Below are 23866 nucleotides of genomic sequence, written 5' to 3'. Positions count from 1 at the left end.
AAATCAAACGCTTTTCACAGTCGTCCCGCCAGGGACCCCGCATAGCCCGTTAACTCGGCATAGCCTTGTCCTTTCACGGATTTTCCCCTGTGCCTGCCCGAAACAGCAATGCTGCCCTCCCAGTACACCACACTGCCCGGCGTTTCCTGAGAACGCATTTCCTGATCTTCCAGACGGCTTTCCAGGAAGAGAACAAGATCCAGGGTGGGAATCTTCAGGCGCCACGAGGCGGGATAAAGCCCTCCCGTCCCAGGGCTGCGCCATGTGGACAAAACCGATAATGCCACATCTTTCATGGGGATTGGAAGGCTTTTTCCCTCCGGATCCACAAGCGTTCCCGATGTCATCAGGCCGCTGCCATCCTTGGCCCGTACCTGAAAAACCATCAGATCATACCCATCGGCAAGCTGGATGGAAAACCAGTCCCAGCCCACGGCCTCCGGGTCCAGGGGTTCTGAGGAGAATTCATGGTCCATCCAGGAAAGCCCCCTCACCCGGTAGGATTGCCCGCCCATCTCCACCATTCCCTCTGTTTGCAGCCGGGTAAAGGAATAATAGCAGCTCGCCCTTTCCGGTGCGTTTCCCTTGAGGCTGTATCCCCCTTCCCCATGCAGGATCAAAGGTTTTTCCGGAACCAGATCCAGGTGAAAGGCAAAATCCGGACTTTCCGCCGTCAGCGTGTGCCGCCCTTCACCCAGCCCCAGACGCCAGCTTCCCATGGTCAGGGTAAAATGTCCTTTCTCCATGGAAACCTGCACCAGGCCAGGATTTTCCCGCATAAGTCGTGAGGCATGGACATGCCTTTTTCCTTGCATATCTGAGACCGCGGCATGGGCCATCCATACCTCTTCCGCGCGCCAGGCCGAGGGGTTTTCAGACGGTGGAATCCGGCCTGGAGCCACGAGGCGGGAACGAAAAAAGGTCAGTTGATACCCGAAATCCCGGCCTGCTTCCGTCCGAACATTTCCCGTGTAGTACCACCATTCCGTACGAAAATCCCGATGCGGACCGTGATCTTCAGGAAAACGCAGGTCACATGGGCCCTCCACCCTGGGAAAGTCCTTGGCAAAGGTCCAGAAAGGCAGAAGGCAAAGACAGAATATTCCGATGATCTTCATCCATTTCCCTCCCGAAGGGCGTCCGCTGGCCGGGCTTTCAGGGCCACGGCAATGGCAGGGCCTGCGGCGAGAAATCCTGCGCCTGCAATCAGACCCAGCCCAAAAATCAATCCCTGAACATCAAGGCTTACGATAAAGGTCCACCCAAAGGACTGGCGGTTGACGCCATGGATGAGCAGCCAGGAAAGCACAGCACCGCAACCAAGGCCCGCAAGAAGACAGAAGATCAGCAAAAGGCTCGCCTCCCAGCGCACCATACCGCGGATCTGGGACCGCGAAGCTCCCAGGGCCTTCAGGGTGACAAACCCCACCTTGCCTGCCATCACCCTGAGGGTGAGGGTAGTGGCCACCCCCAGTCCCGCAATGGCAAGGGCCATGGAGAGAAGCACAAAGGTAATGGCAAAGGTCTCATCAAAAATCTTAAGAATCCTTTTTCTCAGAAAAAGCCCGTCTGCCACCTCAATCTCATCCCCAAAATCCGCCAACAGACGACTCTGCAGACCTCCTGTCTCCGCCTCCAGCGCTCTTGCGTTCAGGTTCCTTTCCTTTTTTGCAAAAAGTCGCACACCGGAGATGATATCCCGTCCCGTTTTCCGGGAAAGGGCCTCTCTGTCACAAAAAAGCGCCAGGGTTCGGGTTCGGAAATCCCGAACCACAGCCTTGATTTCAAAAAGAACGGGCTTGCCATCCACCACAAACTCCAGCCGCATGCCAGGCGCCAGGCCATGGAGATGCAAGCCGGGTTCCGAGACAAGCAGGCCAAGGGGGCCTTCGTCCCTCGTACTCAGAACTGTCCTGGGATCACCGGACACAGCCAGAAAATCCCCATGCCGGAAAAGAACCTCAAGGTCCATGGCCTCCAGGTCAAAGGCAAGCCCTCCTTGTTCAAGGTGAATCCTGCGATAGGAAAGAAGATCCCAGCCATCAAGTCCTTCAAGCCGATTTTTCACCTCAGATCCCAGGGAATAGCGGTAACCATTCCACTCCGCCATTCTCGGCCGCACAAATAAGTCTCCCCCTATGCTCTGCTCCACCCAGGTGCGCACCGTCTCCCGAAAACTGGTCACCATGACCGAAAGGGCCACAAAGAGGGCCACCGCCGTGGTCAGCGATCCGGCAGCAAGGGCAATGCGGCCTCCGCTTTCCCGAAACTGGCGACCCGCAAGAAAGGCGGAAGGGCCGAAACCACGGCCCAGAATACGGGCCAACCCCGGCCCCATCCGGGCAAAAAACCACGGCATGAAAAGAGCTGTTCCGCCAAAAAGGGAAAAGGCCGCAAGGTAAGCCCCAAGAGGCAAGCCCCAGAAAGTGGGCAGCCTTGAAAAAAAAGGAACGAGAACCCAGAGTGCAAGGCCCAGCATCAGGGATCGCGCCTGTTTTTTTTCTCCCCCGCCCAGAATATCCGATACTGCAAGAACCCCCTTGGGAGAAAGTCCCATGGCCTGCAAGGCCGGTTGCAGGGCAGCAAGGGCAGACACCAGGAGCGTCAAGCCCAGGGTGAGAAAAAAATCCTGAAAACGAAACGCAAAGGCCGCACCAGCCCTACTTCCCCAGAACAGGGTGGAAAGCGTTCCGCCCACGCCTTCCTGCAAAAAAGGATAGGCCAGCAGGGTGAGGGGCAGGGAAAAAAGCCAGCCCCAAAGCCCCAGCATCAGGCCTTCTGTCAGAAAAAGCAGAAAAACACGACTGCGGGAAACCCCTAAGGCCCGGAGCATGGCCACTTCCCCACTGCGGGATGCGGCGTTCAGAGCAACCACGCTATAAACAAGGAACATCCCCACAAAAAGGGAAACAAAGCCCATCACAAGCAGGTTCATGCGGTACGCCCGCACCATGGCAAGACCTGTGTTCCGGAAATCCGACGCGGGCTTCAGCGTAAGATCCGGCGAAAGCAGGGCCTGGATGCGGTGGATCGCCGCACCCGGCCGAAGGATGAGATCCACCCGATCCACCACGCCAATGCGACCGGTACTTTCCTGGAAAGTGGCCAAGTCCCCAAGGGCAAGGCCGCCACCTTCGGCCAGGGCCAGCCCCTCGTCCACCAGAATGCCCGCCACAAATACCCTTGCGGGTCTGCCGCCGTGCAGGATTGTGAAGGCATCGCCCGGTTCAAGATTCAGGCGATGGGCCAGGCTTTCGGTGAGAAGCAGGGCTCCGGGGTGCGTCACAAGCTCCGCAATCCCCCCTCCGGCTTCCCCATCCGGACGCCAAGCTCGGAACGGTGGATCCAGAAAGGGATCCAGCCCCATGAGCAGAAAGGGGCGCTCTTCTCCTGTCTCCTGCCTGCGGGCCTGGACATGCACGACTGAAAAGGGTGCTGCGGCCCGCACATCCGGATGGTGTACCAGGCTTGCCACCAGCCCTTCCGGAACCCCTTCGGCTCCGGATGTGATATGAAATTCCGCTAAGCCTGTAATCCGGTCCATGGATGCGGAAAAGGCCTCCCCTGCGCCATCAATGGCCATGCGTACGCTTGAAAAAACCGAGGCCCCCAGGGCAATGGCGAAAAGGGCCGCAAAGGTTCTCACCCTCTGACGGCGCAAATGACGCAGAGAAACCCGGAACAAAAGAAAAAAAAAGACTCTCATCCCGGACCTCCTCCGATCCCGCCGTCCACAAGGTGAATCACATGGCTTGCAAAGGCATCGGCCATATCACTGTGCGTAGCCATGATGAGGGTCCGTCCCTCTTCTACCCGATCCGCCAGCAGACGGATCACGGCCATGGCGTTTTTTTCATCGAGGTTCCCCGTGGGTTCATCCGCAAGGAGCAGGGGCGGGTCATTGATCAGGGCGCGGGCAAGGGCTACCCGCTGCATTTCTCCGCCTGAAAGTTTTGCGGGCAGATGCAGGGCCCGATGGCCCATGTCAAGGGATGCCAGCAGGGTTTTGGCTTTTTTTCTCGCCTCGCCCTCCCTTCTGCCCGCAAGCAAGGCGGGAAGAAGGACGTTTTCCTCCGCAGAAAGGGTGGCAAGCAGGTTAAAGGTCTGGAAAATCACCCCCACCCCATGGCGACGGAAGCTGTCCAGATCCGGATTCAGGCCAGAGGAAAGATCCTGATCGCCCACGCGGAGGGTTCCGGAATCCGGCCGATCCAGACCGGCAAGGAGAGACAGGAGGGTGGTTTTTCCGGAACCGCTGCGACCTTTTAAAAGAACAAAAGCGCCCTTTTCCACATCCAGATCCACATGATCCAGGGCCATGAAGGGTTTTTCCCCTCCTCCATAGAGACGGCACAGGGCCCTTGCCTGAACCAGAGGACCTTCACCCCTCCGGAGCACAGAAGAAGACTCCGCCCTGAACAGGGGCATGGCCGAACCCTCACCTGCCTCCCCGCCTTCCTGCACACGCATGGGGCCTCCTTTATTCTTTTTACGGATAAGATTTTCTTACAATGGATTCAAAAAATCCCACTGTTGATTTTGATCCGCCCTCAGAATCCCGGCAGGGCAGCATGAAATCATTCTTTTCCTGCTAAAAAGGCGGGAGGCCTCGCCTTCCCGCCCGAACCATTTTTTTTTAAGAATTTACCACAAACCCCTTATCCGGCAATGGACACCGGCGCATACCGTCCGATCTCTTCCATGGTTTTCTCATAGCGTCCCCGCATATCCACGTGGGCTTCATCAATGCGGTCTTTCACCGGAGCCCACTGTGCAGGGCATTCATAGCGAAGCTGGTGAATACGATCTTCCAGCTCCGCCACGATCATGTGCAGATCCTCAATGTGCGGGGTCACCTTTTCCTTGTCCGCGGAAGCCAAACGGTCGAATTTCCGCATCATGTCATAAAGCTTGGCTTTCCATGCGGTGAGTTCCATTTCCGTACCTTTGCAGTAGTCTTTGACATCCATGGTGGTACTCCTTGCTTGGGGTAAGAATTCTTGGAGGGAAAAGAACAGGAAGGAAAGATATCGGGTCACTCAGAAGAACAGAGCAACCGAAGGACTGGCGAAAAATTAAGACCTCCTTTCTTGCTTGTAAAGGTGAGCCGAAAAGAACGCCGGTAAAAAATGGGGGTTACGCAAAATCCCCATGCTTCCCACACCGCAACAGAATTCTGGAAGGGTTTCCCTCCGCGCCCGCTTGACGCGGAGGGAAACGCCCTTTACCTATTCCACACTGAAACCCACAATGCTGGCATCTTCGACAATGGTTCGTCCCTGCTGGTTCACCGCGTCAATGATGTCTACGCCTTCATCAATGCGGCCGTTGCGATTCACATCCACGATCACATAATACTTACCCGGTTTCATGGGGGCACGCCAGATGGTCATCATGCCAGCGCCATTGTAACAGGACGGCTGGATGGCAAGGGTGGATTTACGCCCCCGCACATCCACAGCGTCGTTCAGTTCTCCTGCGTGTCCATATTGGCTGAGATCAAAGGTCTTTGCATCCACAATGTACACGTCCACATAGCTTCCATAGTAAATACCGGCGATCTCCTCTTTCGGATTGGGATTGTCAAACCACCTGAAATAGGGATTAAAGACTGCCTTGACCCCATACCCGCCTCCTGTGGGATTGGTGCCTCTGCCATCGGCCTGGAACAGATCCCTGTAATCGCAGTATTCGGAATATACGGTCCAGTGCTGCTGCCAGGTATTCCCAAAAACCCCACCGGAAGCAATGTTGGCGTAAGAAACCCGGGGCAGGCCATTGGCTTCCGTATTCAGAATCACAATCCCCAGCACCTTATCATCCCCATCAAAAACCCCATTCCGATTTCTGTCGATGATAAGATCATAGCTGCTGTCTTCGGGTCTCGGATTGATCACCTTGTGTTCCCCATTGAGATCCCAGACGGGAATCACACCGCTGCCCTCCTGATCCCGAACCGAAAGTCTGCGAGCTGTGATGGCATCTCCCGGATTCCATTCTTTTTTATGCCGAACCACATGGATATCATAGGGCAAAGCGCCTGACGGCATGTTGTGTACTTTCAGATAAACAAAAGTTTTACCATTTTTCGTATTGGATTCATCAAAAAACTGCGTCGGCTGACTGCATGCTGCGTCCGCACAGGTGCTGTATTCAGGCTGGCGCTCCACATACAGAATACGCACCGCATCCTTGATGAGGATGTCGCCTGCATCATAGGCACCGTTGTTGTTAAGATCCACAATCAGATCCAGAAGAACATCCGCGCTCAGATCACCAGAAGGAGAAGGGTGCTTATAGGTGTGGCTATCCTGATTTATGGTTTTTGTATTGAGAAACTCCACATTTTCCACAAAGGGAAGAAGACGCAGACCTGCTGCGGCCTGTACGGGAATATCCTTACGGTTTAAAATAAGATCGCCATCAGGGTTTCTCAAAAGAATACCAATCAGATCCCCACCCAACGGAGGGTTCTGCTGCGGGAAAACGATGTTGTCCATGTTAAAAAAGAGACGTTTTTCGTTGTTTCTTTCCGGGATCGCGTTCACCGCGTTCCCGGCTTCATCCCTGATGATGATGAAAAGATCATTGGCTGGGGTATTCAGAACGATAAAACCCGGTACCCCCATGCCATCAATCCCGTCAATGTAATCATCCACAAGGCCATCCCGGGTTGTATCCACGCCCAGGTCAAAACGACCATTCTGGTCCACGTCCATGACAATCATATAGGCCATATTGTCTTCATGGGGATTCACAAGCTTGGGCCCCTCGTTCAGATCCCAGAGCAAAGCCCCTTCAATAAAACGTTCGCCCTGAGCGTTGGTCTCTACAGCAACGGTTTTCACAATATCACTCTTCAGCACAGCACCGTTTTCCAATAAACCGCCATGAAAGGGCAGAACATAAAAATCCACCTGCGTGATATCCCGACGGCCTATTTTCGCAGGAATTCGCCGCGCTTCCACATAGACCTTTGTCTTATCGCTGGGATCCACACCATTGGGCTTACGGCTTTGGCTCTCCTCAAAGGCGTTTTCCGGGTAAAACTTTCCATCCGTCGAATCCCGGTACACCGCATACACAACGGGCTTGGGATTGGTGGTCTGGTTGGGATCTTTCTTGAAACGGATCCACATGGGCTGGCGGAAATCGGTCTGACCGTCTGAAAGACTTTTTACCCGTACATGGAAAGCTTCGATGTCCACATCTCCGACCTTCCGGACTACGGGCGGCTTATCCTTGGCTTCCCTGTAAAGACCCATGTCATACCAGAGAGGAACCTGATCAATGAGTCCCCTCTCATCACTCTGCACCTCAATGCGGGTGATCTCCCGCCCCTGGGCATCCGTTACAAAAACCGCATAATATTTTTCCGGTCCCAGACCCGCCACCCGGACATACATGGTATCCATGGGCGCAAACGTTTTGGTTTCCTGCAACTCGGAATTGTACAGGGTAACAATCTTGTCCCCCAGAATGGGTCGGGTATTGCAGGCGCTGAGGAACAGGGCCATGAAGATCAGAGCCAGACAGGCGGCATTCATGTGACGTTTCATTTTTCACCTCCCCTTTTTCAGCGGTCTTTTCCGCCAAAGATTTTTCCCAGGGGGATTTCCACGGCGGCATACCCCATCCAGTAGCTGTTGTCTTCCTTTTTCCCCTTATCTTCCGCCGCTTTTTCTTCCAGGGCGTTGAAAAGACTCACGCCCAGGCTGAACCATCCGGATTTAAGCTTAGCCCCGAAATTGACAATATGATCTTCCTTGTCACGGTTGATCCCTTGAATCTCAGCCACAAGGTAGAGGGTTTCCCAGAGTACCAGATCCGCGCCTGCACTGAAAAAAGCTTCGCCGCTTTCGCCTTCATTGTACAGGACTTCGGCAACGCCGGTGACGGAAAACATGGCCTTTTCCGTTCCCAGGGGAACCTGGATGGTTGCCGCAAGGTAGGGGTTGAACAGAATCTCATCTTTGGAGGAAAACTCGTTGTCCGAAAGGGAGACGGCATGGATTCCCACGGCAAGCTGGGGAATATAGTGATCCGTCATGTGAAAAACCCTGGCCTTGAAATGAAAGGTGTCCATTTCAAGGTCTGTCTTATCGAAATTATCCCAGATAAACTGACGCCGGGTGTAGCCCAGCTCCACATCCTCCGACGTTCCCGCCATGATGGTGGCTGCCGTCAGATACAGGTTATCCCCTTCCAGTTTTCCGGCGTCCTGAACCGATCCCGCAAGATAGATGTTCCCCTTGCCCAGAGTCACGGCTTTGGGAACGGTGATCAATCCATTTTCTCCCCAATGGTACACAGGGGAAATGGAGCGCTTAAAAAGGGCGAAGGAAGCCTCCCGGCTTCCCGCCCATGCCCCCGTGGCCCCGCCCAGTGCCATGGACGCAACCAGACACACCACCCACCATGTTCTCTTTCCCATACGACCCTCCTTTGCCTTTATGGTTTGTGCGCCCCATGGATACAGAACCTGAATGCCTTTCAGGGCCTGCAGAAAGGAAAAATGATGGGGACTTTCGCGTACAAAAGCCTTCTCCTCCTTCTGGAAACCCATGGGAACAGCGCACACATCAGACAGAAATGAATTGGGATACGGTATGTATATGCCACAGATTCAGGAGAGATACAAGATGGGAAGTTTTTTTCAGGGCGCATCCGAAAATCCTGGCAGGTCTTCCATCATGGGGTTGACCTGGCATGCCGGGTCAGGGCTTTTTCCACATAGGGAAGAATGCGCCGCACGATTTCCCCGTACCCTTCGGCATTGGGATGGATGCCGTCGGGCTGGTTCATGGATGGTGAGGCTGCCACGCCTTCCAGGAAAAAGGGAATGAGGTCCACCTTTTTTTCCTTGGCAAGCCTTGGGTAAACGGCCTCAAACTCCCGGACATAGGCAGGACCCAGATTGAAAAACATCCGCATGCCCCCAAGAATCACAGGAACTCCCGCCTCTTCAAAGCGATTCAGAAGGGCGCGGATGTTGACCTCCATGGCATCCACGGGAAGACGCCGCAGACCATCGTTGGCCCCTGTCACGAGAATCACAAGGTCAGGCTTCAGGCGATGAATGATCCAGTCCGCCCTGGAAAGAGCGCCTGCGGAAGTTTCTCCGCTGACCCCGGCGTTGATCACGGTCACAGGCCATCCCCTCTCCCGCAATGCGACCTCCAGGCGGGCGGGATAGGAAGCATCGGGCAGAACGCCTAAGCCTTCGGTGAGACTGTCGCCCATGGCCACGAGGGTGTAGGTATCCATGCGGGCAGGCCTTTCCCGCCGCTCTGCCTCGGCATCGGGTTTCTGCCCGCAGGATGTGATGAGAAAAAAACAAAGCAGCATGCCCCAAAAAACGTGTTTCATAAGGGTTTTCCTTTCAGAAAGCATCATCTCTCCCTTGCCCGCACCGCATCCGCAGGCCGTGTTCCCATGGAAGGCAGGGCCGCCACCAGCCCCAGCAGGACCATCACTCCCAGTGCCAGAATTCCGGCCCCCAGCATAAGAAGGATTTCCGGATCATAGGAAAGGCCAAAACCCCGGATCACCACATAGGCCGCCAGCCCTTGGGCAATGAGCATGCCGAGGATCATGGCAAAAAGTCCCTGCACCCCGGTTTCCATAATGCCCGTTCCAAGAAGAAAGCGATGGTCTGCCCCCAGAATGCGCAGTAAAACCGCATCCTTTTCCCGCTCCGCCGCAGTGGCGGAAAGGCCCCCCAGCCAGACAAGAAGCCCTGCGCCAAAGGCTGCCATGGAAAAGGCCCGCAAAAGGACAGCCATCTGCCGGGCAAGTTCTGCATGGCGTTCAATCATGTCCCGGACATCAATGAGACGAATGTTGGAAAAATTTTCCGCAAGCTGGCGCTCCAGCACTTCCTGTCCTTCCCTGTCCGCGGAAAGGGCGGCGAAAAAGGTGTGGGGCGCATCCACAAGATCCTTTTCCATGAAGTTAAAGACAAAAAAAGGCCTCAGACTGCCATCTTTGCGTTTACGCACACTGCTGATCACCGCCGTCATCTCCACACCCTGAATGCGGAAGGTGATACGATCCCCCAGACGTAAGGGATAGGTGGCCCGGATATAGTCCAGGATGGAAACCTGAGGCATGTCCGTATCCTCCCTGAAAAGAGACCGTCCTTCCACAAGGGTTTCATCCTCCATCAGCCCATGCCAGGTGAGGCTGAACTCCCGGCCCAGGTTGTCCCCTCTTTTCTTTCTTTCCACAGCCGCATCAATGGGTTTTCCGTTCACGGCCATCACCCGCGCCCGCACCATGGGAAAAAAAAGGGCGTCCGGCCCCACGAAGGCTTCCACAGCCTTTTTCTGATCCGGCTGGATATCAATGACATACAGACTTGGGGTGTTTTCCGGAAAGGCTTCCAGAAAAAGTCTTGTCAGGTTGCGTTCCATGAGGACTAAGGCCAGCACCATGCCCGTGGCAATGGCCATGGACGCCACCGTGGCCACAGGGGTTGCGCCGGGCCGCTTCAGGGCCTGCATCACCACCCGGTGACGGGCTCCCTGGGCGGGAAAACGGCGCGCCAGCCCAACGAGCAACCAGGCACAGAGTACGGTACCCGAAGAAAACCCCAAGAGAATCAGGATGGGGATACGGCTGCCTCCGGCCTGCTGCAGCATCCGGCCTGCAAGAAAAACAAGAAAAATCACCCCCACCCAGAAAATCCCCTGTGCCAGCCGCCCCGCTCCCTGCCCTCCCCCGCCCTGCTGCAAAAGCCGCACAGGCGGGGTACGCACCATACGGCTGAAGGGCAGGATGGAAAAAAGAAAGGTGAATCCAAAGCCCACGCCAAAGGTGGTAAGGAGGGTTTCCGGTGACAGCGCCACATCCAGTCCCCTGGGCAGCACATCCGCCATCAGAGCCCCCATGCCAAGGGCCAGTCCGTACCCTGCCAACCAGCCCACAAAAAGGGCTGGAATAACAAGGCTTAGCAGAAAAAGCGCCATGTGCCCGCCCACGCGCCAAGGCCCTGCGCCCAGGGTTTTCATCAGGGCGACTCCCTTTTCCTTACGCATCCAAAGCGCCACAAGGCTGCCCCGGATACCAAAACCGGACAGGACCAGAATGCCCATGCCGCAAAGCCGAAGGTAATAAAAGAGGGAATCCAGCCAGCGCAGGGCCTGGGAGCCCGTATCTTCATAGGTCCGCAGCTCTTCAACGCCAGGCGACAGCACCTCGCCAAGCTCTTTTTTCACCCAGGCCCTGTCCTCTTCCTTCTGCAGGGCCACCAGAAGGCGATAGCGCACCCGGCTTCCCGTCACCGCAAGCCCCGTTCGCTCCAGGTCTTCGTGGGGGATGAAAACTCTGGGCGCCAGCCCCACCATGTCAATGGGACGATCCGGCTCCGCAAGAACGGCGTCTTTCACCATAAAAACTCCGTCCCCCAGCCGAGCCATGGAGCCGCTTTTCACGCCCATGCGACGCAGGGCCATGGGATCTGCAAGAAAGCTTCCCTTCTCCAGCACTTCCCCAAGGGGGCGGCCCGAACGCAAACGCACCTGGCCATAAAAAGGATAGCCCTCTGACACCGCCTTCACTGCCACCAGGGTGGGGCGTCCCTCCTCGGGAAGGGCCATGGCCATGAACTCCGTGGCAAAGGCCGTGCGTATGCGTCCTTCGTCTTCAAGGCGGGTGGCCCTCTCCAGAACCAAAGCCGACAGGTTGAAGGCCGAACGCACCTCCATGTCCGCAGCAATGAAACTTTTGGCCTCCTGCCGCAGCATGCGGTCTGCGGCCATGCGCAGACTTTCCACGCCGGAAAAGGCCGCTACGGAAAGAGCCACACAGACAAAAAACAAAAAAGCGGTTTTCGGCGCATGCCGCCACTCCGCCCGCACAGGCCCCAGAAACCTAGCCAGCACTGTCATGGCGCACCTCTCCGTCGGACAAAAGGATGAGCCGATCCGCCCTTTCCGCCACTTCCCGACTGTGGGTCACCACCACCAGGGTAGCGCCCTCCCGCTCCTGCAGGTCCACAAGAAGAGACATCACATCCTCTGCCGCTCCCGAATCCAGATTCCCCGTGGGCTCATCGGCAAAAATAATCTTAGGTCGGTTCACCACAGCCCGGCAGATGGCCACCCGCTGCTGTTCCCCGCCTGAAAGCTGACGGGGCAGATGTCCCCTGCGCTCCCATAGGCCCACCTGACGCAGAAGAATTTCCGCACGGAAGGCCGCCTTGGGCTCCTTTGCCAGTTCCGCAGGAAAAAGCACATTCTCAAAGGCCGTCATGCCGGGAATCAGGTGAAAATCCTGAAACACAAAACCGATTTTTCCATTCCGGAAGGCCGCCATGCGGGATTCGGGCCAGTCCGTGATGTCCTCTCCATCCAGTATCAGCCTGCCCGCCGTGGGCTTATCCAGACCGGAAAGCAGCGTCAGAAGGGTGGTTTTTCCCGAGCCGCTGCGACCCTGGATAGCCACAAATGCTCCTGCGCGGATATGCAGATCCAGAGGACGCACAACGGGCAGTTTGCGTCCATCCACTTCGTAGGACTTTTCAAGGCCCTGGGCCAGAATCATAAAGCCTCCAATGGGGATTGCTTCACAGGTAAACGTGACGTACAAAGTTTTTTGCCACAAAAGCCCGGATGCATTACAGGGGAAGTATGCACAATTTCCCAGACAATGAACAGCCCGCAAAGAAAGACATTTTCATGGAAAAAGACCTCCTTTACCCCGTACCCGCCGTAGGTGCTGTGGTGTTCCATCAGAAAAGGGTTCTGCTTGTGAAAAGGGGAAAAGCACCTGCCGCAGGTTTATGGACCATCCCTGGCGGCAGAATGCAACTCGGTGAAGGGTACGCCCAGGCGGCGGAAAGGGAAATCCTTGAGGAAACGGGCATCCGCATCCGGGCAGGAGACGTGGTCTGGGTTATGGATCTTATCCAGCGCGACGCCGAAGGCCGTCTGCTGCACCACTATCTCATTGTGGATGTCCTGGGCCACTATCTGGGAGGCGAACTCTGCGCCGGTGATGATGCAAAGGAGGCTGCATGGATTTCAGAGGAAGAACTCATAGGGCTTGCGGTTTCACCGGATACCCGGAACATGCTGGCTGCGGTTTTCGGGTTCGGGAAAAGAGCTTAAATCCCAATTGCCTTAAATGAGCCTTCCCAGACTCCCCCGGAAAATCAGCGCTGTGATGGCCACCCAGATGAGAAGAGCCAGCACGGCAAGGGCCAGGATCCCGACAAAAAGACGAAGTCTGTCCTTTTCGCGCCGGATTTCCGAATATCCCAGCAGGGCTGCGGCCACAATACCGGCCACCAACCCGCCGCCATGCCCCCAATTATTGATTCCTGGCATGATAAAGCCAATAACCACAAGTCCGATGACCCAGCCCTGGGTATGTTTGTACATGATTCTGCCATGCAAGCCCCCTCGCCGCTTCGCGTAGTACAAAAGAGCGCCGATCAACCCGCAGATGGCGGCGGAAGCTCCGACGGTAAGGGTTACCCCCCCTGCCAGTGAAAGGGCGAAACCCGCGACACTGCTGACAAGATAAATCAGAAGCATACGAAAGGGGCCAAAAACCCTTTCTGCAAGCTGCCCCACATGGTAAAGGGCTGTCATGTTAAAAAGCAGATGCAAAAGACCACCATGAAGAAACCCTGCGGTGACGAGCGTAAACCAGTCCCCATGTTTCAGGACAGGCCAGGTGCCTGTGGCTCCCAGCATGAGCAGGCTCCGGGTATCCGGCGCAAGGGCTGCAAAGGGATTGAGCGTCCACTTGGTTTCTGCGGGGTTGAGCAGCAGGGATAACAGAAAAAAAATTCCATTCACCCAGAGCAGCCCCTTCACCGCCTCACCGGGTCGTCCTATGCGCGCCACCATATGCTGGACACTGAACCAGTGGCCTGGCTGCTTCTGACCACACCAGGGGCAGATGGCCTCGTCCCGGCTGAGCATCCTGCGGCACCGTGGGCACATCATGGCCTTGTTTTCTTTCATGAATCCTCCTTTTCACCCGGAATTTTGCTTCAAGCCCCGCTCTCCGGTCTGCCCCCCAGCTGACCGCAGCCCGCCATCACCTCCCTGCCCCGGCTCCAGCGCTTGCGCACAAAAAGTCCCTTTTCGTACAAAAGAGCGCCAAAGCGGTGAATGTCTTCATCCTCCGTTGCAGGCCACTTTCCCTCCCGTCCCGGATTGTAGGGAATGAGATTGATACGCACGGGAAGCCCTGAGGCAAAGGCTGTGAGGGCTTTGGCATCTTCCCGGCTGTCGTTCACGCCGGGGATGAGCACATAGGCAAGGAGAATGGCTCCGCCCGGAGGCAGGGGAAAATCCTCAATGGCTTTCCTAAGCCTTTCCAGGGGAAAGGCCCGGTTCACGGGCATGAGGACATCCCGAAGAGCATTGGTGGCCGCATTGAGGCTCACGGAAAGATGGAGGTTCTTAAGCCTCCTTGCCCCAAGCTTTTCCATGCCCGGCACAAGTCCCACCGTGGAAAGGGTCTGACGCCGCAAAGGAATGTTGAAACCCCGCTGATCCGCCAGCACTTCCGCAGCCTTCAGCACCGCATCCAGATTATCCAGGGGTTCGCCCATGCCCATGTACACCACATTCCGGACAGGCCGTTTCAGCTGATGCCGCGCGGAAAAGACCTGGAGGACAATCTCTTCTGTTTTCAGCTGGCGGATGAGCCCCATGGTGCCGGTCTCACAGAAAGCGCAGCCCATCCGACAGCCCACCTGGGTGGAAACACAGAGGGTCTCGTGACGGTCCATGGTGAGAATCACGGACTCAATGCGCAGATCGTCCTCAAGGGCTGTCACAAATTTAAAAGAATCCTCCGTGCCTGCGGTCTCCACAATGCGGGCTTCGGGAATCTCAAGCTTTCCTGCAATGCGCAAGGCAAGATCCCCGGATTTTTCAAAGGCAGAAAGTCCCCCGAAGTCGGGATTTCCAAGATCCAGCACCTCACGGTAAATGGCCTTTGCATGAAAGGCCCCCTTACCCATGTGAAGCCGCAGCCAGTTTTCAAGATCCCCGCAGGTCATGGAAAAAAGTGAATGCATGGCATACCCGCCGGAAAAAAGTGAGGGTTCAGGCCCGCCCGGAAAGAAACTCATCGATCATGCGGGTCAGAAACTCCGTGGCATCCATCTCCGCTTCTTCGGCATGTTTCCTTGCATCATGCCAGAGACGCTTTTCCAGGGGAAAATGCACATACTGCAGGGCCTCGGCCTCGCTCATGCCGGAAGCCGCCCGTGCCCGGCAGGGGATGGCTGCGGTTTTTTTTGGGTCTGTTTTCTTGGCATAGGCATTCAGCACAAAATCCACCAGATCCTCAAGATCCAGGCCAAAATTTGCCGAGCGCTTCTGATACCACTTTACAAGGTCCTCATTTAAATTCAGGGTCACTTCCATATGCAAAAAACCTCTCCTAAGGATTCCCGATACAAAAAAAACATATAACATGTTGTTTTATTTTCAATAACAAGCAAATGCAAAACAAGACTGCTCCCATCTAAGTACGAAGCACAAGCTTTCCCTGAGACTTCGCAGCCTGAATAACATTCCGGTTGGCCGTAAAAACCTGAATGCCGGGTACGGTAGCAAAGTCGCCATCGTCTGTAATAATCTGAGCCACACCATGATGCCCCATGGATTCAAGCATGAAAAGATCATAGCCATCAACGTATTCGCTTTGCAGCCGCTTCAGAGCGGAATCGCTCACAGCTCCATCAATGGTAAGGGCCAGAGGCTCTGCAAGACTGGTCACCTGCGCCCAGGCAGCCTGTATCTCAGACACAACACGTCCACGCTGCCCGGCCAGATTATGGCGGAATTCTTTAGGCCGGATGCTGTTGCGAATATTACGCTCATAAATCTCACGTTCCGTCTTTTCGATGATATGGGACAGTTCCGCCAAAGTCAGGCCCGAATGAAAAACCCTGGCCGATACCTCCAGAGCATTGTTCAGATAACGCGGATAATCGGAAATCTGTGCTGGAACGTGTGAGGTGGCATTGGGATAGGTCATCCAATACCAGACATTGCTGTCCACCAGAAAAGCATCCGCAGCCTTCGGGGTATCAGCGCAGATGTCCACCACCTTGGCCCGCACAGTATAGTGGATTGCCATCAGCCCGACTCCCTGGCCTGCTGTTCCAGAATATCATCCACGATCTTGCGGTAATCTCTGTCACCGTGGTACCTGGCGGCATTCTCAATGACCCGTTCCACCACCAGTCTGCCGGTCTCATTGAGATGCTCCATCTGCAGCAGACGATGCAGCTCGTCTTCGGAGATGTCCTTCAGCAGCTGTCCAATGGCGAAATTGAAAAAGGGAGAGGCGAACTGGTTCACCCCTTCAAAATCAAGGATAACGGTTTCACCGCTTTTAAGCGGCCCATGAATGGCATCATAAATCCTTTGTCCATCCTCCCTGATGATGCAGCGCGGACCAATCTGATCCCTGATGGATAGTTCCATAAATCTGCTCCCCTCTTAAAGGCTGTCCGTTTCCTCACGGAACCGGTAGAGCTTCTCGTCACAGCGCAGGGTGATATGCACCACCGTACCTTCAAACGAGATGTCACGATTCTCAAACCTTTCTCCGTCTTTGGCAAGAATGGCATAACCATCGTTGCTGTAGATCTCAAGCTTTCCCTGATTCAGCTGGACAAATTCCTTAAAGCAGGTCAAGACCAAGTCCACGGGCAACACCACCTGCACAGGTGCTGTTGCCACGTCCAAAAGCCCATTTCAGACATGCCGCACCTGAAAGCCTCGAAACCAGAGACTCTTCGACATACTGACGGAGAAAGGATCGCACATTGGCAGGAATTCCTCGACCAAAATCCACAACGGAAAGGATCAGGTCGTTTTGCCGCCCATAATGCTGGCCGCAGGAAAAGACACCGATCTTGGTACCGCTGTGTTCAATGGCATTGCTGTAAATTTCCCACATGCGCCCGGCAATGGCGTCACGCAGCCGATCACTGACATGCACCCACCCCCTGCCGATCCAGCCGTAGGTCAGATAATCCATAATGCCATTCATATCGAGAACCTTATTATCGAGCCCCTTATCCTCCCGATACGGAATGGAATTCCCGTCCCACCCTGAGGACGGATAGGCAAAGGTTCCGGCAAAACCACTCTGACAAAGATTTACCATCACCGCATGATTACGCAGCGTATGCCAGTCAAAAAGCACCGATCCCCTGCGGGACTCAATCAGCCGCGCCAGGCCACCGAGAAAAGCCACGGCATTGGGCCTCAGAAAGTTGCAGCGGGAAAAATCGAAACGGACATTCCCCCCGTTCTGGTTCACCGCCTTCCAGATCCCAAACAGACGGGCAAAATCGTGCGGGCCATCGTTCAGGGTTGGAATCTCAATGACCTTCTCTGTCATACGCTCCCGCATCCTCCCATGGGTTTCGGCTTTCAGAACACCCCATGCAACGGCCCGCCCGGTGCGGCCAGGGCTTCCACCCTCTTTTCCACCGCAGGATCCGTTTCAAGGCCCGGCGCGTGGTGGTCCTTTACCCGGGCATCAATGACAAGGGGTCCCTTGCAGCCCCAGTGCTTGTCCCGGATGAAACTCCCGCCACCGTGCACGTCCCTTGCGGGATCACTGCGGGTGAAGGCCACCCAGAGCCAGTTGGCCTCCCGTCTGGCCGCAAAGGCCGCGTCATCCACGAGAAGCACCAGGGGAAACGCCCCGGAAAGCCCTTTTTGCCTGTGGAGCGCCCTGGCGATCCGGCGGGCGCTTTGGCCCGCCTCCTTTCCAGGCGCCATGCCGGATACGGCAAGAATACCGGGAAGCACCACGCAAACCGCATCCAGCCCTTCGGGAAGCCTGAAGCCTTCGGGAAGCTTTACGCCCAGGCGGCGTTTGCGGGGTCCGCAGGCCGTTACCACAAGCTTGGAACCCTGATTCAGGCCGGAACCCGAATAATCCAGGGTATCCATGGTGGTGCGGGTATGGAAATGCAGATCCCGCTCCCAGTCCACCCGTTCCAGCAGATGGGTGAAAAAGGCGGGAATGTCGTGGATATCCAGCGTCGGATCATCTTCCTTCGCCACCATGAAAAGGTATTTGGCAAGGGAGCAGTGACCAAAACCCAGAATGGCCGAGGTCTGGGTGAGCAGCTCCATGGGCCGGGAATGCTCCGGACCAAAACGCTCCTGACCGATGGCTAAAAGCAGAGGATGCACGCCCGCCGCATCCACGGCATGTACCGAAGCCACACCGGGCAGGGAAACGGGTACCATGGGGGCTGTGATCTCATGGATGAGCTGACCGAAAACCGTGTCTTCCGCAGGCGGCCTGCCCACCACGGTAAAGGGCCAGAGGGGATTTTTCCGGTGATGAACCCGCACCCCTTCCAGATAGGGAAAGTCATGTACCAGGCTGTAATACCCCAGATGATCCCCGAAGGGGCCTTCGGGTTTTTTACCTTCGGCCACATACCCTGTGATGCAGAAATCCGCATCCAGACTGAGAATATGATCGCCTTTGCGGGCATAACGGAAATTCCTGCCTCCGAGAGCGCCTGCAAAGACCAGCTCGGAAAGTCCTTCGGGAAGGGGCATGACCGCAGCCAGGGTATGGGCCGGAGGCCCGCCCACAAAAATGCTCACCGGAAGTCTTTTCCCCAGAGCCGCAGCCCTGCTGTGGTGGATGCCGATATCCCTGCGGATCTGGTAATGCAGCCCCACTTCCGCATCCTGCCGGTAAGCGTTGCCCGAAAGCTGTACCCGGTACATGCCAAGATTGGTGGCAAAGATTCCCGGTTTTTCAGGATCTTCACTGAGCACCTGGGGAAGAAGGATAAATCCCCCCCCGTCCTTTGGCCAGCAGCGCACCGCTGGCAGCTTCGAGATGCGGGTTTCATGGGCCAGCACAGGCCCTGTCCCCCTACGAAGGGGAAGGGAGGCCATCAGGGTGCGGGGAAGGGAAAGAAGGGAGGACGGCCTTCGCAGAAGCCCTGCGGGATCGGCCTTGGCCGCCACCAGGGTCTGCACGGCTTCAAGGGTATCCCGGAACAGAAAACGGGCCCGCTCCAGGGTACCGAAAAGATTGGAAACCGCAGGAAAGGGAGACCCCTTCACCCGCTCATAAAGAAGGGCAGGCCCTCCCGCCTCCTGCACCCTGCGGTGGATGGCGGCCATTTCCAGATCCGGGTTCACTTCCTCGGCAATGCGCACAAGATCTCCCTTTTTTTCCAGATCCAGCACGGCCTCCCAGAGGCTTTGGTATCTCATGCCTGCTCTTCCTCCGTCATGGTCACCTGACGCTTAAAACCAAAGCCCAGGCGGTTATCTCCGTAAAGAACATATTCCGGTATGAAGCGGAAAAAGCGGTTGCCAAAACGCTCTCCGAACTGCTTGGGGTCGTACATCCCTGCTCCGGCCATTTCCTTGATAAAGGGAAATTTCCTTAAGTACCGGGCAAAGGCCGAAGGGGAGCCGCTGCCCCCCGGCCGGATGCGGCCTGTCATCTGAAGACCGCAGATCTTCTTCCAGTTGCCGCCATCCTGATACACACTGGCCGAAGCCTGTCTGCCATGGCGGATATGCCGGGATTCCGGTGATGAAAAAAACCAGAACGCCCCTTCGGAAAAGACATAGTACACCGGAGCCGCCCAGGGCCCATCGGGTCCGCAGACGCCGAGGATCATCACCTGTTTTTCCTTAGCCAGCTCCCGCGCCCGCATGTTCAGGGCCTCCTGGGAAAGGGATTTTCCATCCCTTCCGAGGATCATGACCACCAGCCCATGTCTTTCAGATTCTTACGGATATAAGACCAGTGCAACCAGAGATGCAGCAGGATTCCACAGAAAAAAACCACAGCCGTGACGGCATGCACATCCTGCAGAAAATGCCTGAAACTCTGGAGAGCCCCCGGATTCGCCCTGCCATGGGGGATCATCCAGGACAAAAAACCTGTCAGCGCCAGAAAAAGAAAACAAAGGGCCAGAGCAAGATCCACCATCCATCCTAACCGGGCTTTGGCGTTCATGGGACGTCCTTTCCTTTTCAGAGTCCAAGCCTGAAAGCCCCCCTTTTTTCATGGGGCTGTGTGCAAAAAGGCGGCCCGAAGGCCGCCTTCTGTCATGGCATAAATGGGAGCTGTGTCAAGAGCTCGCCCTGTTTTTTCTAACCCTGCTTTTTACCGCAGGCCGGACAGAAAACATAGACTTCCTGAACCGGTGCGCCGCAGCCCCTGCAGCGGTTGGCGGAAACGGGCTCCAGTTCCACAAGAAGCTCCCCGTCCTTCACAGGCACCATCTTCCGGTCCACCTGGTATCGGGCCGCCTTGAGCACCCGCTTCACCCGGCCATCCACAGTGGTGCGCACGGCCTTTTCCTGCTTCATGATGGAGATGTTGAAAATCTCCTCCCCGGCCTTCACCATGTCGCCCACATTCACATGGGTGACCCAGAGATCGCCGTTGGAAGGGGAAGCGATGTGGTAAGGATTTTCCCGATCGGCAAGCTCCATTCCTGCCGAACCGCCCCGCACAGGCTGGGCCACCTTCACCACATGGGTGAGGATTTCCGAATCCAGATGGTAACGCACCACCGCATTGCCGTCGTCGTCCGGCTCGGAGATATCGAGAATGGTCATCTCATGGGGCATGCCTCGGCTGTCCCGGAAAGAACAGGAGCTGCCCTTCTCCACCCCTTCAAACCAGACATCCAGGGGCAGGTTATTGGGTTCTCCGTATTTTTCCTGGAACCGGATGGTTTTCAGGGCGTCTCCGGGATGGTTGAGGTAAAGGACAATCTCCTCGGGCGTGGGTTCCCGGTTAAGGGCCTTGACCAGGGCATCCCTTTCCGTCTTGAGATCCATGGGAGGAAGGTATTTTAAAGGAGAATCCTCGGTACGGTTTTCCATGGCCTTTCTGTAATCCGGTCCAAAGGCGGATTCATACACCCAGTCCGGCGGAAAGCCTAAGGGCAGACGACCGAATTTCCCCACAATGAGATCCCGGAAGGCATCATTGGCATCTTTGTAAATCTCCAGACGGGCTTTTTTCAGCTCCTGGGACAAGGCCGCCTCCGGTGTGTTCACCACCGCTTCCAGTACATCAAGAAGTCTGCGTACATTTTTCTCCCCCCCCCGCTTGAAAGCCCCGGTCACGGCAAGGAAAGCCGTGTTCCAGGTGATCTGGGAGCCAGGAGTGACATCGTGATAGCGCACAATCTGACGGATACCAGCCAGATACTTCAGCATATAGGGAAGGAGATGAATATAGCCCTGCTTCATGGCCCCTTCCTGGGAAGAGCTGGTGGCACCGCCGGGCATACCATGCTGCACCACCTCATAGTCCACACCCTGGAAATAAGGGGCCGTATAGCGGTCGTAGTAGGGCATGATCTGTTTCAGCACAAACCCCGCATCCCGCACCTTCTCCTTATCGAGACTGATGGGCAGACCATATTCCTCCTCCATCAAGGCTGCTGTGGCCAGCACATCCCCCTGACCGTACCAACGCACGGAAGCGCCGATGGCCGCATCGAGAATATGGCAGCCCGCCTGACCGGCTGCGGCAAGGGCGGGGGAGAAAAGCCCGTCCGTGCAGTGGCGGTGATAGTGCAGCACGAGATCGGGATATTTTTCCCGGAGTTTTGCCACCAGATCCCGGATCATGCGGGGCGGGCAGACACCAGCCATATCCTTTAAGCCCAGAATGATGATGCGGGTGGCCTCTTCCACGGAAACACCCGCCACATCCGCCACCATATCCAGGATCTCCGCAGTGACAGAAAGGTAATGCGCCGTATCAAAGCCCTTGGCGTAACTCATGGAAATGGCAGGCTGGAAGATCTTGGTCTTTTTGGGCAGCACCACCTCGGCAAAGGGCCGCATGTTTTCAATGTGGTTCAGAAAATCAAAGCAGCGGATCACATCATAGTGTTCACAGATCATCTCCCCTGTGACACGCATGAGGTTTTTGGGCTGGGGCTTGTAACCCAGCACATTGGTGGAACGGATGAGAATCTGCTTTAAGGTATGCGGCGCAAACTCATTCCATTCCTCCGCTTCTTTGAAGGGATAGGTCATGTTACCCAACATGGCCACATGGAAATGGGCACCGCCCCCATTTTCAAGGGAGAAAAAGCCGCATTTATCGAGGATGGGCCCGATGAGCCGGTCTTCGGCCAGACGGAAACGGTTTCCGGAGTTGGACTGGGTCTGATCCCGGCATGTGGTATCCGAAAAGAAAATTTTTCCCGCCGTACGCACATAATCAAGAATGCTCTCCCGGCTCTGTCCCCTGTCCAGGGGGGAAGGGTCCCTGAAGCCCCTGTCCAGCATGCCCGGAATCACGGGGTTGCAGGGCCCGAGACGCTTGTCATGCACCCCTCTGTAGGCATCCAGAGAAAGGAATTCGTTGTATCCCTTGGCGGAGATGTCCGCAATGAGACGGGAAAGGCGTAAGGCTTCGGGCTGCTGATCCACATAATCAAAAATATCCGGATTCCGGTGTACATACTTGGTGTCGTACTGCCCCGCCACAAAGTCTTTCCGTTCCAGAACGGCCTTGAAAAAGGGAATGGTGGTTTTCACCCCGGAAATCATGTACTCGCTCAAAGCCCGCCGCATCTGGGACACGCACTTGGGCCAGGTGCTGGAATAGGTGATGAGCAGGGCCGCTGCGGAATCGTACTGGGAGGGAAATTCATAGCCTGCGGATACGCAGGAGTCCAGCCTTACCCCGGGGCCGCCGGGAGAAATGTAGCGGGTAATGCGGCCTGCGTTGGGCGCAAACCCTTTTTTAGGATCCTCACAGTTCACCCGCACCTGCATGACAAACTGGTTGGGCCTTGTGTTTTCCTCGTTGAAGCGCAGCTTGCAGCCATAGGCAATGGCAATCTGCTCTTCCACCAGGTCCACCCCATAGCGACATTCGGTGATGCCGTGCTCCACCTGAAGGCGGGTATTGGCCTCAATGAGATAGGGGTTGCCCTCCATATCCACAAGAAATTCCACCGTGACAAGGGAGTAATACTCCACGGCCTTCACAAGGCGGATGGCATATTCCTTAAGCCTTGCCCGAAGCGCTTCTGTCATGCCCGGCCAGGGGGAAGGGGTAATCTCAACCAGCTTCTGATGGTTGCGCTGCACCGTGCAGTCCCGCTCATCAAAGGCAAAGACATTGCCGTATCTGTCCGCAATCACCTGAATCTCGATGTGCCGGACAGAAGGAAGCAGCCTTTCCACAAAGAGCCTCGGGTTCCCGAAGCTGGCTTCCGCCAGGGCAGAAGCCTTAACAAAGCTGGATTCCAGATCATCATCGGAATACACCTCATAAATCCCCCTTCCGCCCCCGCCGCCTTCGGCCTTGAGCATGATGGGAAAACCCAGCTTGTAGGCAATCTCCCTGGCTTCGGGGATGGTCACCTCTTTTTCGGAACCGGGCACCACAGGCACCCCCACCCTCTGGGCCAGCCTGCGCACGGCCACCTTGTTGCCCAGCTCGTGCATGGCTGCCTGGGGAGGGCCGATGAAGATAATCCCCTCTTTTTCACATATGGCGGGAAAGGAATCATCTTCCGCACCAAAGCCCCAGCCGGGATGGATGGCCTCAATCCCATCGGCTTTGGCTTTCTGAACAATGCGTTCCAGATTCAGATAGGCCGTCGGGTTTTCTCCTAACAGCATGAGCCTTCTGGCGGCAACGGCCGCAGGGGAGGTTTTGTCCACATCCGTTGCGGTCACGCAGGCCGTAGCCCCCAGCTCGGTGATGGCCCGGCTGATGCGACGGGCGGGAATGCCTCGGTTGGCGATGAGAATACGGACATCGTCACCTGACTTCCGTCTCATGGCGATTTGTTCACGGAATTCTTCAAAGGTTTTCATACCCAATGCGATCCCTT

21 protein-coding genes are annotated in these 23866 nt (G+C 56.0%); 1 reads left to right on the top strand and 20 read right to left on the bottom strand.

The window, feature by feature from the left end:
- Positions 1–14: 14 nt before the first annotated feature.
- The 9 genes from RBR60_RS07680 to RBR60_RS07640 form a co-directional block, all read right to left on the bottom strand.
- Positions 15–1118, bottom strand: coding sequence for a lipocalin-like domain-containing protein (locus RBR60_RS07680; RefSeq protein ID WP_320355385.1), 1104 nt, complete (start codon positions 1116–1118; stop codon positions 15–17).
- On the bottom strand, positions 1115–3706 hold the full coding sequence (locus tag RBR60_RS07675; protein ID WP_320355383.1) for an FtsX-like permease family protein: 2592 nt from the start codon (positions 3704–3706) through the stop codon (positions 1115–1117). Before RBR60_RS07675 ends, RBR60_RS07680 begins: the two co-directional genes overlap by 4 nt.
- A complete protein-coding gene (locus RBR60_RS07670) occupies positions 3703–4470 on the bottom strand; it encodes an ABC transporter ATP-binding protein (protein ID WP_320355381.1) in 768 nt (255 codons plus the stop codon). Before RBR60_RS07670 ends, RBR60_RS07675 begins: the two co-directional genes overlap by 4 nt.
- Before the next feature lie 188 nt (positions 4471–4658).
- The gene (locus RBR60_RS07665; protein WP_320355379.1) at positions 4659–4970 is read right to left on the bottom strand and encodes a hypothetical protein; all 312 of its coding nucleotides are present in this window, start codon (positions 4968–4970) and stop codon (positions 4659–4661) included.
- 258 nt (positions 4971–5228) lie between these two features.
- The gene (locus RBR60_RS07660; protein WP_320355377.1) at positions 5229–7559 is read right to left on the bottom strand and encodes a hypothetical protein; all 2331 of its coding nucleotides are present in this window, start codon (positions 7557–7559) and stop codon (positions 5229–5231) included.
- A gap of 17 nt (positions 7560–7576) precedes the next feature.
- Positions 7577–8434, bottom strand: coding sequence for a hypothetical protein (locus tag RBR60_RS07655; protein ID WP_320355375.1), 858 nt, complete (start codon positions 8432–8434; stop codon positions 7577–7579).
- A gap of 257 nt (positions 8435–8691) precedes the next feature.
- The gene (locus tag RBR60_RS07650) at positions 8692–9369 is read right to left on the bottom strand and encodes an arylesterase (protein ID WP_320355373.1); all 678 of its coding nucleotides are present in this window, start codon (positions 9367–9369) and stop codon (positions 8692–8694) included.
- Between the two features lie 23 nt (positions 9370–9392).
- On the bottom strand, positions 9393–11891 hold the full coding sequence (locus RBR60_RS07645; RefSeq protein WP_320355371.1) for an ABC transporter permease: 2499 nt from the start codon (positions 11889–11891) through the stop codon (positions 9393–9395).
- On the bottom strand, positions 11875–12546 hold the full coding sequence (locus tag RBR60_RS07640; protein ID WP_320355370.1) for an ABC transporter ATP-binding protein: 672 nt from the start codon (positions 12544–12546) through the stop codon (positions 11875–11877). The genes RBR60_RS07645 and RBR60_RS07640 overlap by 17 nt, the downstream gene beginning before the upstream one ends.
- Before the next feature lie 134 nt (positions 12547–12680).
- On the opposite strand from RBR60_RS07640, the gene RBR60_RS07635 reads away from it, so the two are divergent.
- On the top strand, positions 12681–13112 hold the full coding sequence (locus tag RBR60_RS07635) for an NUDIX hydrolase (RefSeq protein ID WP_320355368.1): 432 nt from the start codon (positions 12681–12683) through the stop codon (positions 13110–13112).
- Between the two features lie 12 nt (positions 13113–13124).
- On the opposite strand, the gene RBR60_RS07630 is transcribed toward RBR60_RS07635, so the two are convergent.
- From RBR60_RS07630 to RBR60_RS07580, 11 genes are all read right to left on the bottom strand, one after another.
- The gene (locus tag RBR60_RS07630) at positions 13125–13976 is read right to left on the bottom strand and encodes a rhomboid family intramembrane serine protease (RefSeq protein ID WP_320355364.1); all 852 of its coding nucleotides are present in this window, start codon (positions 13974–13976) and stop codon (positions 13125–13127) included.
- A 29-nt stretch (positions 13977–14005) separates the two neighbouring features.
- Positions 14006–15043 (bottom strand): 23S rRNA (adenine(2503)-C(2))-methyltransferase RlmN, encoded by a 1038-nt coding sequence (gene rlmN / locus RBR60_RS07625; RefSeq protein ID WP_320355362.1) that lies wholly within the window; start codon positions 15041–15043, stop codon positions 14006–14008.
- A 28-nt stretch (positions 15044–15071) separates the two neighbouring features.
- Positions 15072–15395 (bottom strand): hypothetical protein, encoded by a 324-nt coding sequence (locus tag RBR60_RS07620; protein ID WP_320355360.1) that lies wholly within the window; start codon positions 15393–15395, stop codon positions 15072–15074.
- Positions 15396–15495: 100 nt separating this feature from the next.
- On the bottom strand, positions 15496–16113 hold the full coding sequence (locus RBR60_RS07615; protein ID WP_320355359.1) for a PIN domain-containing protein: 618 nt from the start codon (positions 16111–16113) through the stop codon (positions 15496–15498).
- The gene (locus RBR60_RS07610; protein ID WP_320355357.1) at positions 16113–16463 is read right to left on the bottom strand and encodes an STAS-like domain-containing protein; all 351 of its coding nucleotides are present in this window, start codon (positions 16461–16463) and stop codon (positions 16113–16115) included. Before RBR60_RS07610 ends, RBR60_RS07615 begins: the two co-directional genes overlap by 1 nt.
- A 15-nt stretch (positions 16464–16478) precedes the next feature.
- Entirely contained in the window at positions 16479–16676 is a 198-nt protein-coding gene (locus RBR60_RS07605) for a hypothetical protein (RefSeq protein WP_320355355.1), read from the bottom strand.
- The gene (locus RBR60_RS07600; protein ID WP_320355353.1) at positions 16663–17388 is read right to left on the bottom strand and encodes a hypothetical protein; all 726 of its coding nucleotides are present in this window, start codon (positions 17386–17388) and stop codon (positions 16663–16665) included. Before RBR60_RS07600 ends, RBR60_RS07605 begins: the two co-directional genes overlap by 14 nt.
- A 32-nt stretch (positions 17389–17420) precedes the next feature.
- Positions 17421–19244 (bottom strand): UbiD family decarboxylase, encoded by a 1824-nt coding sequence (locus tag RBR60_RS07595; RefSeq protein ID WP_320355352.1) that lies wholly within the window; start codon positions 19242–19244, stop codon positions 17421–17423.
- On the bottom strand, positions 19241–19744 hold the full coding sequence (locus RBR60_RS07590) for a pyridoxamine 5'-phosphate oxidase family protein (RefSeq protein WP_320355350.1): 504 nt from the start codon (positions 19742–19744) through the stop codon (positions 19241–19243). The genes RBR60_RS07595 and RBR60_RS07590 overlap by 4 nt, the downstream gene beginning before the upstream one ends.
- Entirely contained in the window at positions 19741–20001 is a 261-nt protein-coding gene (locus RBR60_RS07585; protein ID WP_320355348.1) for a DUF4405 domain-containing protein, read from the bottom strand. The genes RBR60_RS07590 and RBR60_RS07585 overlap by 4 nt, the downstream gene beginning before the upstream one ends.
- Positions 20002–20138: 137 nt before the next feature.
- On the bottom strand, positions 20139–23849 hold the full coding sequence (locus RBR60_RS07580; protein ID WP_320355346.1) for a pyruvate carboxylase: 3711 nt from the start codon (positions 23847–23849) through the stop codon (positions 20139–20141).
- Positions 23850–23866 lie beyond the last annotated feature (17 nt).

It is taken from the genome of Desulfobotulus sp., assembly GCF_034006065.1.
In the GTDB taxonomy this organism is placed as follows: domain Bacteria; phylum Desulfobacterota; class Desulfobacteria; order Desulfobacterales; family ASO4-4; genus Desulfobotulus.
Note: the sequence above shows the minus strand (reverse complement) of the source record. Positions and strands in the feature narration are given on the sequence as shown.

What these genes read in the sequence shown, in the direction of transcription:
- RBR60_RS07680 (WP_320355385.1), bottom strand. Translation starts at nt 1,118, where the DNA reads ATGAAGATCATCGGAATATTCTGTCTTTGCCTTCTGCCTTTCTGGACC.
- RBR60_RS07675 (WP_320355383.1), bottom strand. Translation starts at nt 3,706, where the DNA reads ATGAGAGTCTTTTTTTTTCTTTTGTTCCGGGTTTCTCTGCGTCATTTG.
- RBR60_RS07670 (WP_320355381.1), bottom strand. Translation starts at nt 4,470, where the DNA reads ATGCGTGTGCAGGAAGGCGGGGAGGCAGGTGAGGGTTCGGCCATGCCC.
- RBR60_RS07665 (WP_320355379.1), bottom strand. Translation starts at nt 4,970, where the DNA reads ATGGATGTCAAAGACTACTGCAAAGGTACGGAAATGGAACTCACCGCA.
- RBR60_RS07660 (WP_320355377.1), bottom strand. Translation starts at nt 7,559, where the DNA reads ATGAAACGTCACATGAATGCCGCCTGTCTGGCTCTGATCTTCATGGCC.
- RBR60_RS07655 (WP_320355375.1), bottom strand. Translation starts at nt 8,434, where the DNA reads ATGGGAAAGAGAACATGGTGGGTGGTGTGTCTGGTTGCGTCCATGGCA.
- RBR60_RS07650 (WP_320355373.1), bottom strand. Translation starts at nt 9,369, where the DNA reads ATGAAACACGTTTTTTGGGGCATGCTGCTTTGTTTTTTTCTCATCACA.
- RBR60_RS07645 (WP_320355371.1), bottom strand. Translation starts at nt 11,891, where the DNA reads ATGACAGTGCTGGCTAGGTTTCTGGGGCCTGTGCGGGCGGAGTGGCGG.
- RBR60_RS07640 (WP_320355370.1), bottom strand. Translation starts at nt 12,546, where the DNA reads ATGATTCTGGCCCAGGGCCTTGAAAAGTCCTACGAAGTGGATGGACGC.
- RBR60_RS07635 (WP_320355368.1), top strand. Translation starts at nt 12,681, where the DNA reads ATGGAAAAAGACCTCCTTTACCCCGTACCCGCCGTAGGTGCTGTGGTG.
- RBR60_RS07630 (WP_320355364.1), bottom strand. Translation starts at nt 13,976, where the DNA reads ATGAAAGAAAACAAGGCCATGATGTGCCCACGGTGCCGCAGGATGCTC.
- rlmN (WP_320355362.1), bottom strand. Translation starts at nt 15,043, where the DNA reads ATGCATTCACTTTTTTCCATGACCTGCGGGGATCTTGAAAACTGGCTG.
- RBR60_RS07620 (WP_320355360.1), bottom strand. Translation starts at nt 15,395, where the DNA reads ATGGAAGTGACCCTGAATTTAAATGAGGACCTTGTAAAGTGGTATCAG.
- RBR60_RS07615 (WP_320355359.1), bottom strand. Translation starts at nt 16,113, where the DNA reads ATGGCAATCCACTATACTGTGCGGGCCAAGGTGGTGGACATCTGCGCT.
- RBR60_RS07610 (WP_320355357.1), bottom strand. Translation starts at nt 16,463, where the DNA reads ATGGAACTATCCATCAGGGATCAGATTGGTCCGCGCTGCATCATCAGG.
- RBR60_RS07600 (WP_320355353.1), bottom strand. Translation starts at nt 17,388, where the DNA reads ATGACAGAGAAGGTCATTGAGATTCCAACCCTGAACGATGGCCCGCAC.
- RBR60_RS07595 (WP_320355352.1), bottom strand. Translation starts at nt 19,244, where the DNA reads ATGAGATACCAAAGCCTCTGGGAGGCCGTGCTGGATCTGGAAAAAAAG.
- RBR60_RS07590 (WP_320355350.1), bottom strand. Translation starts at nt 19,744, where the DNA reads ATGATCCTCGGAAGGGATGGAAAATCCCTTTCCCAGGAGGCCCTGAAC.
- RBR60_RS07585 (WP_320355348.1), bottom strand. Translation starts at nt 20,001, where the DNA reads ATGAACGCCAAAGCCCGGTTAGGATGGATGGTGGATCTTGCTCTGGCC.
- RBR60_RS07580 (WP_320355346.1), bottom strand. Translation starts at nt 23,849, where the DNA reads ATGAAAACCTTTGAAGAATTCCGTGAACAAATCGCCATGAGACGGAAG.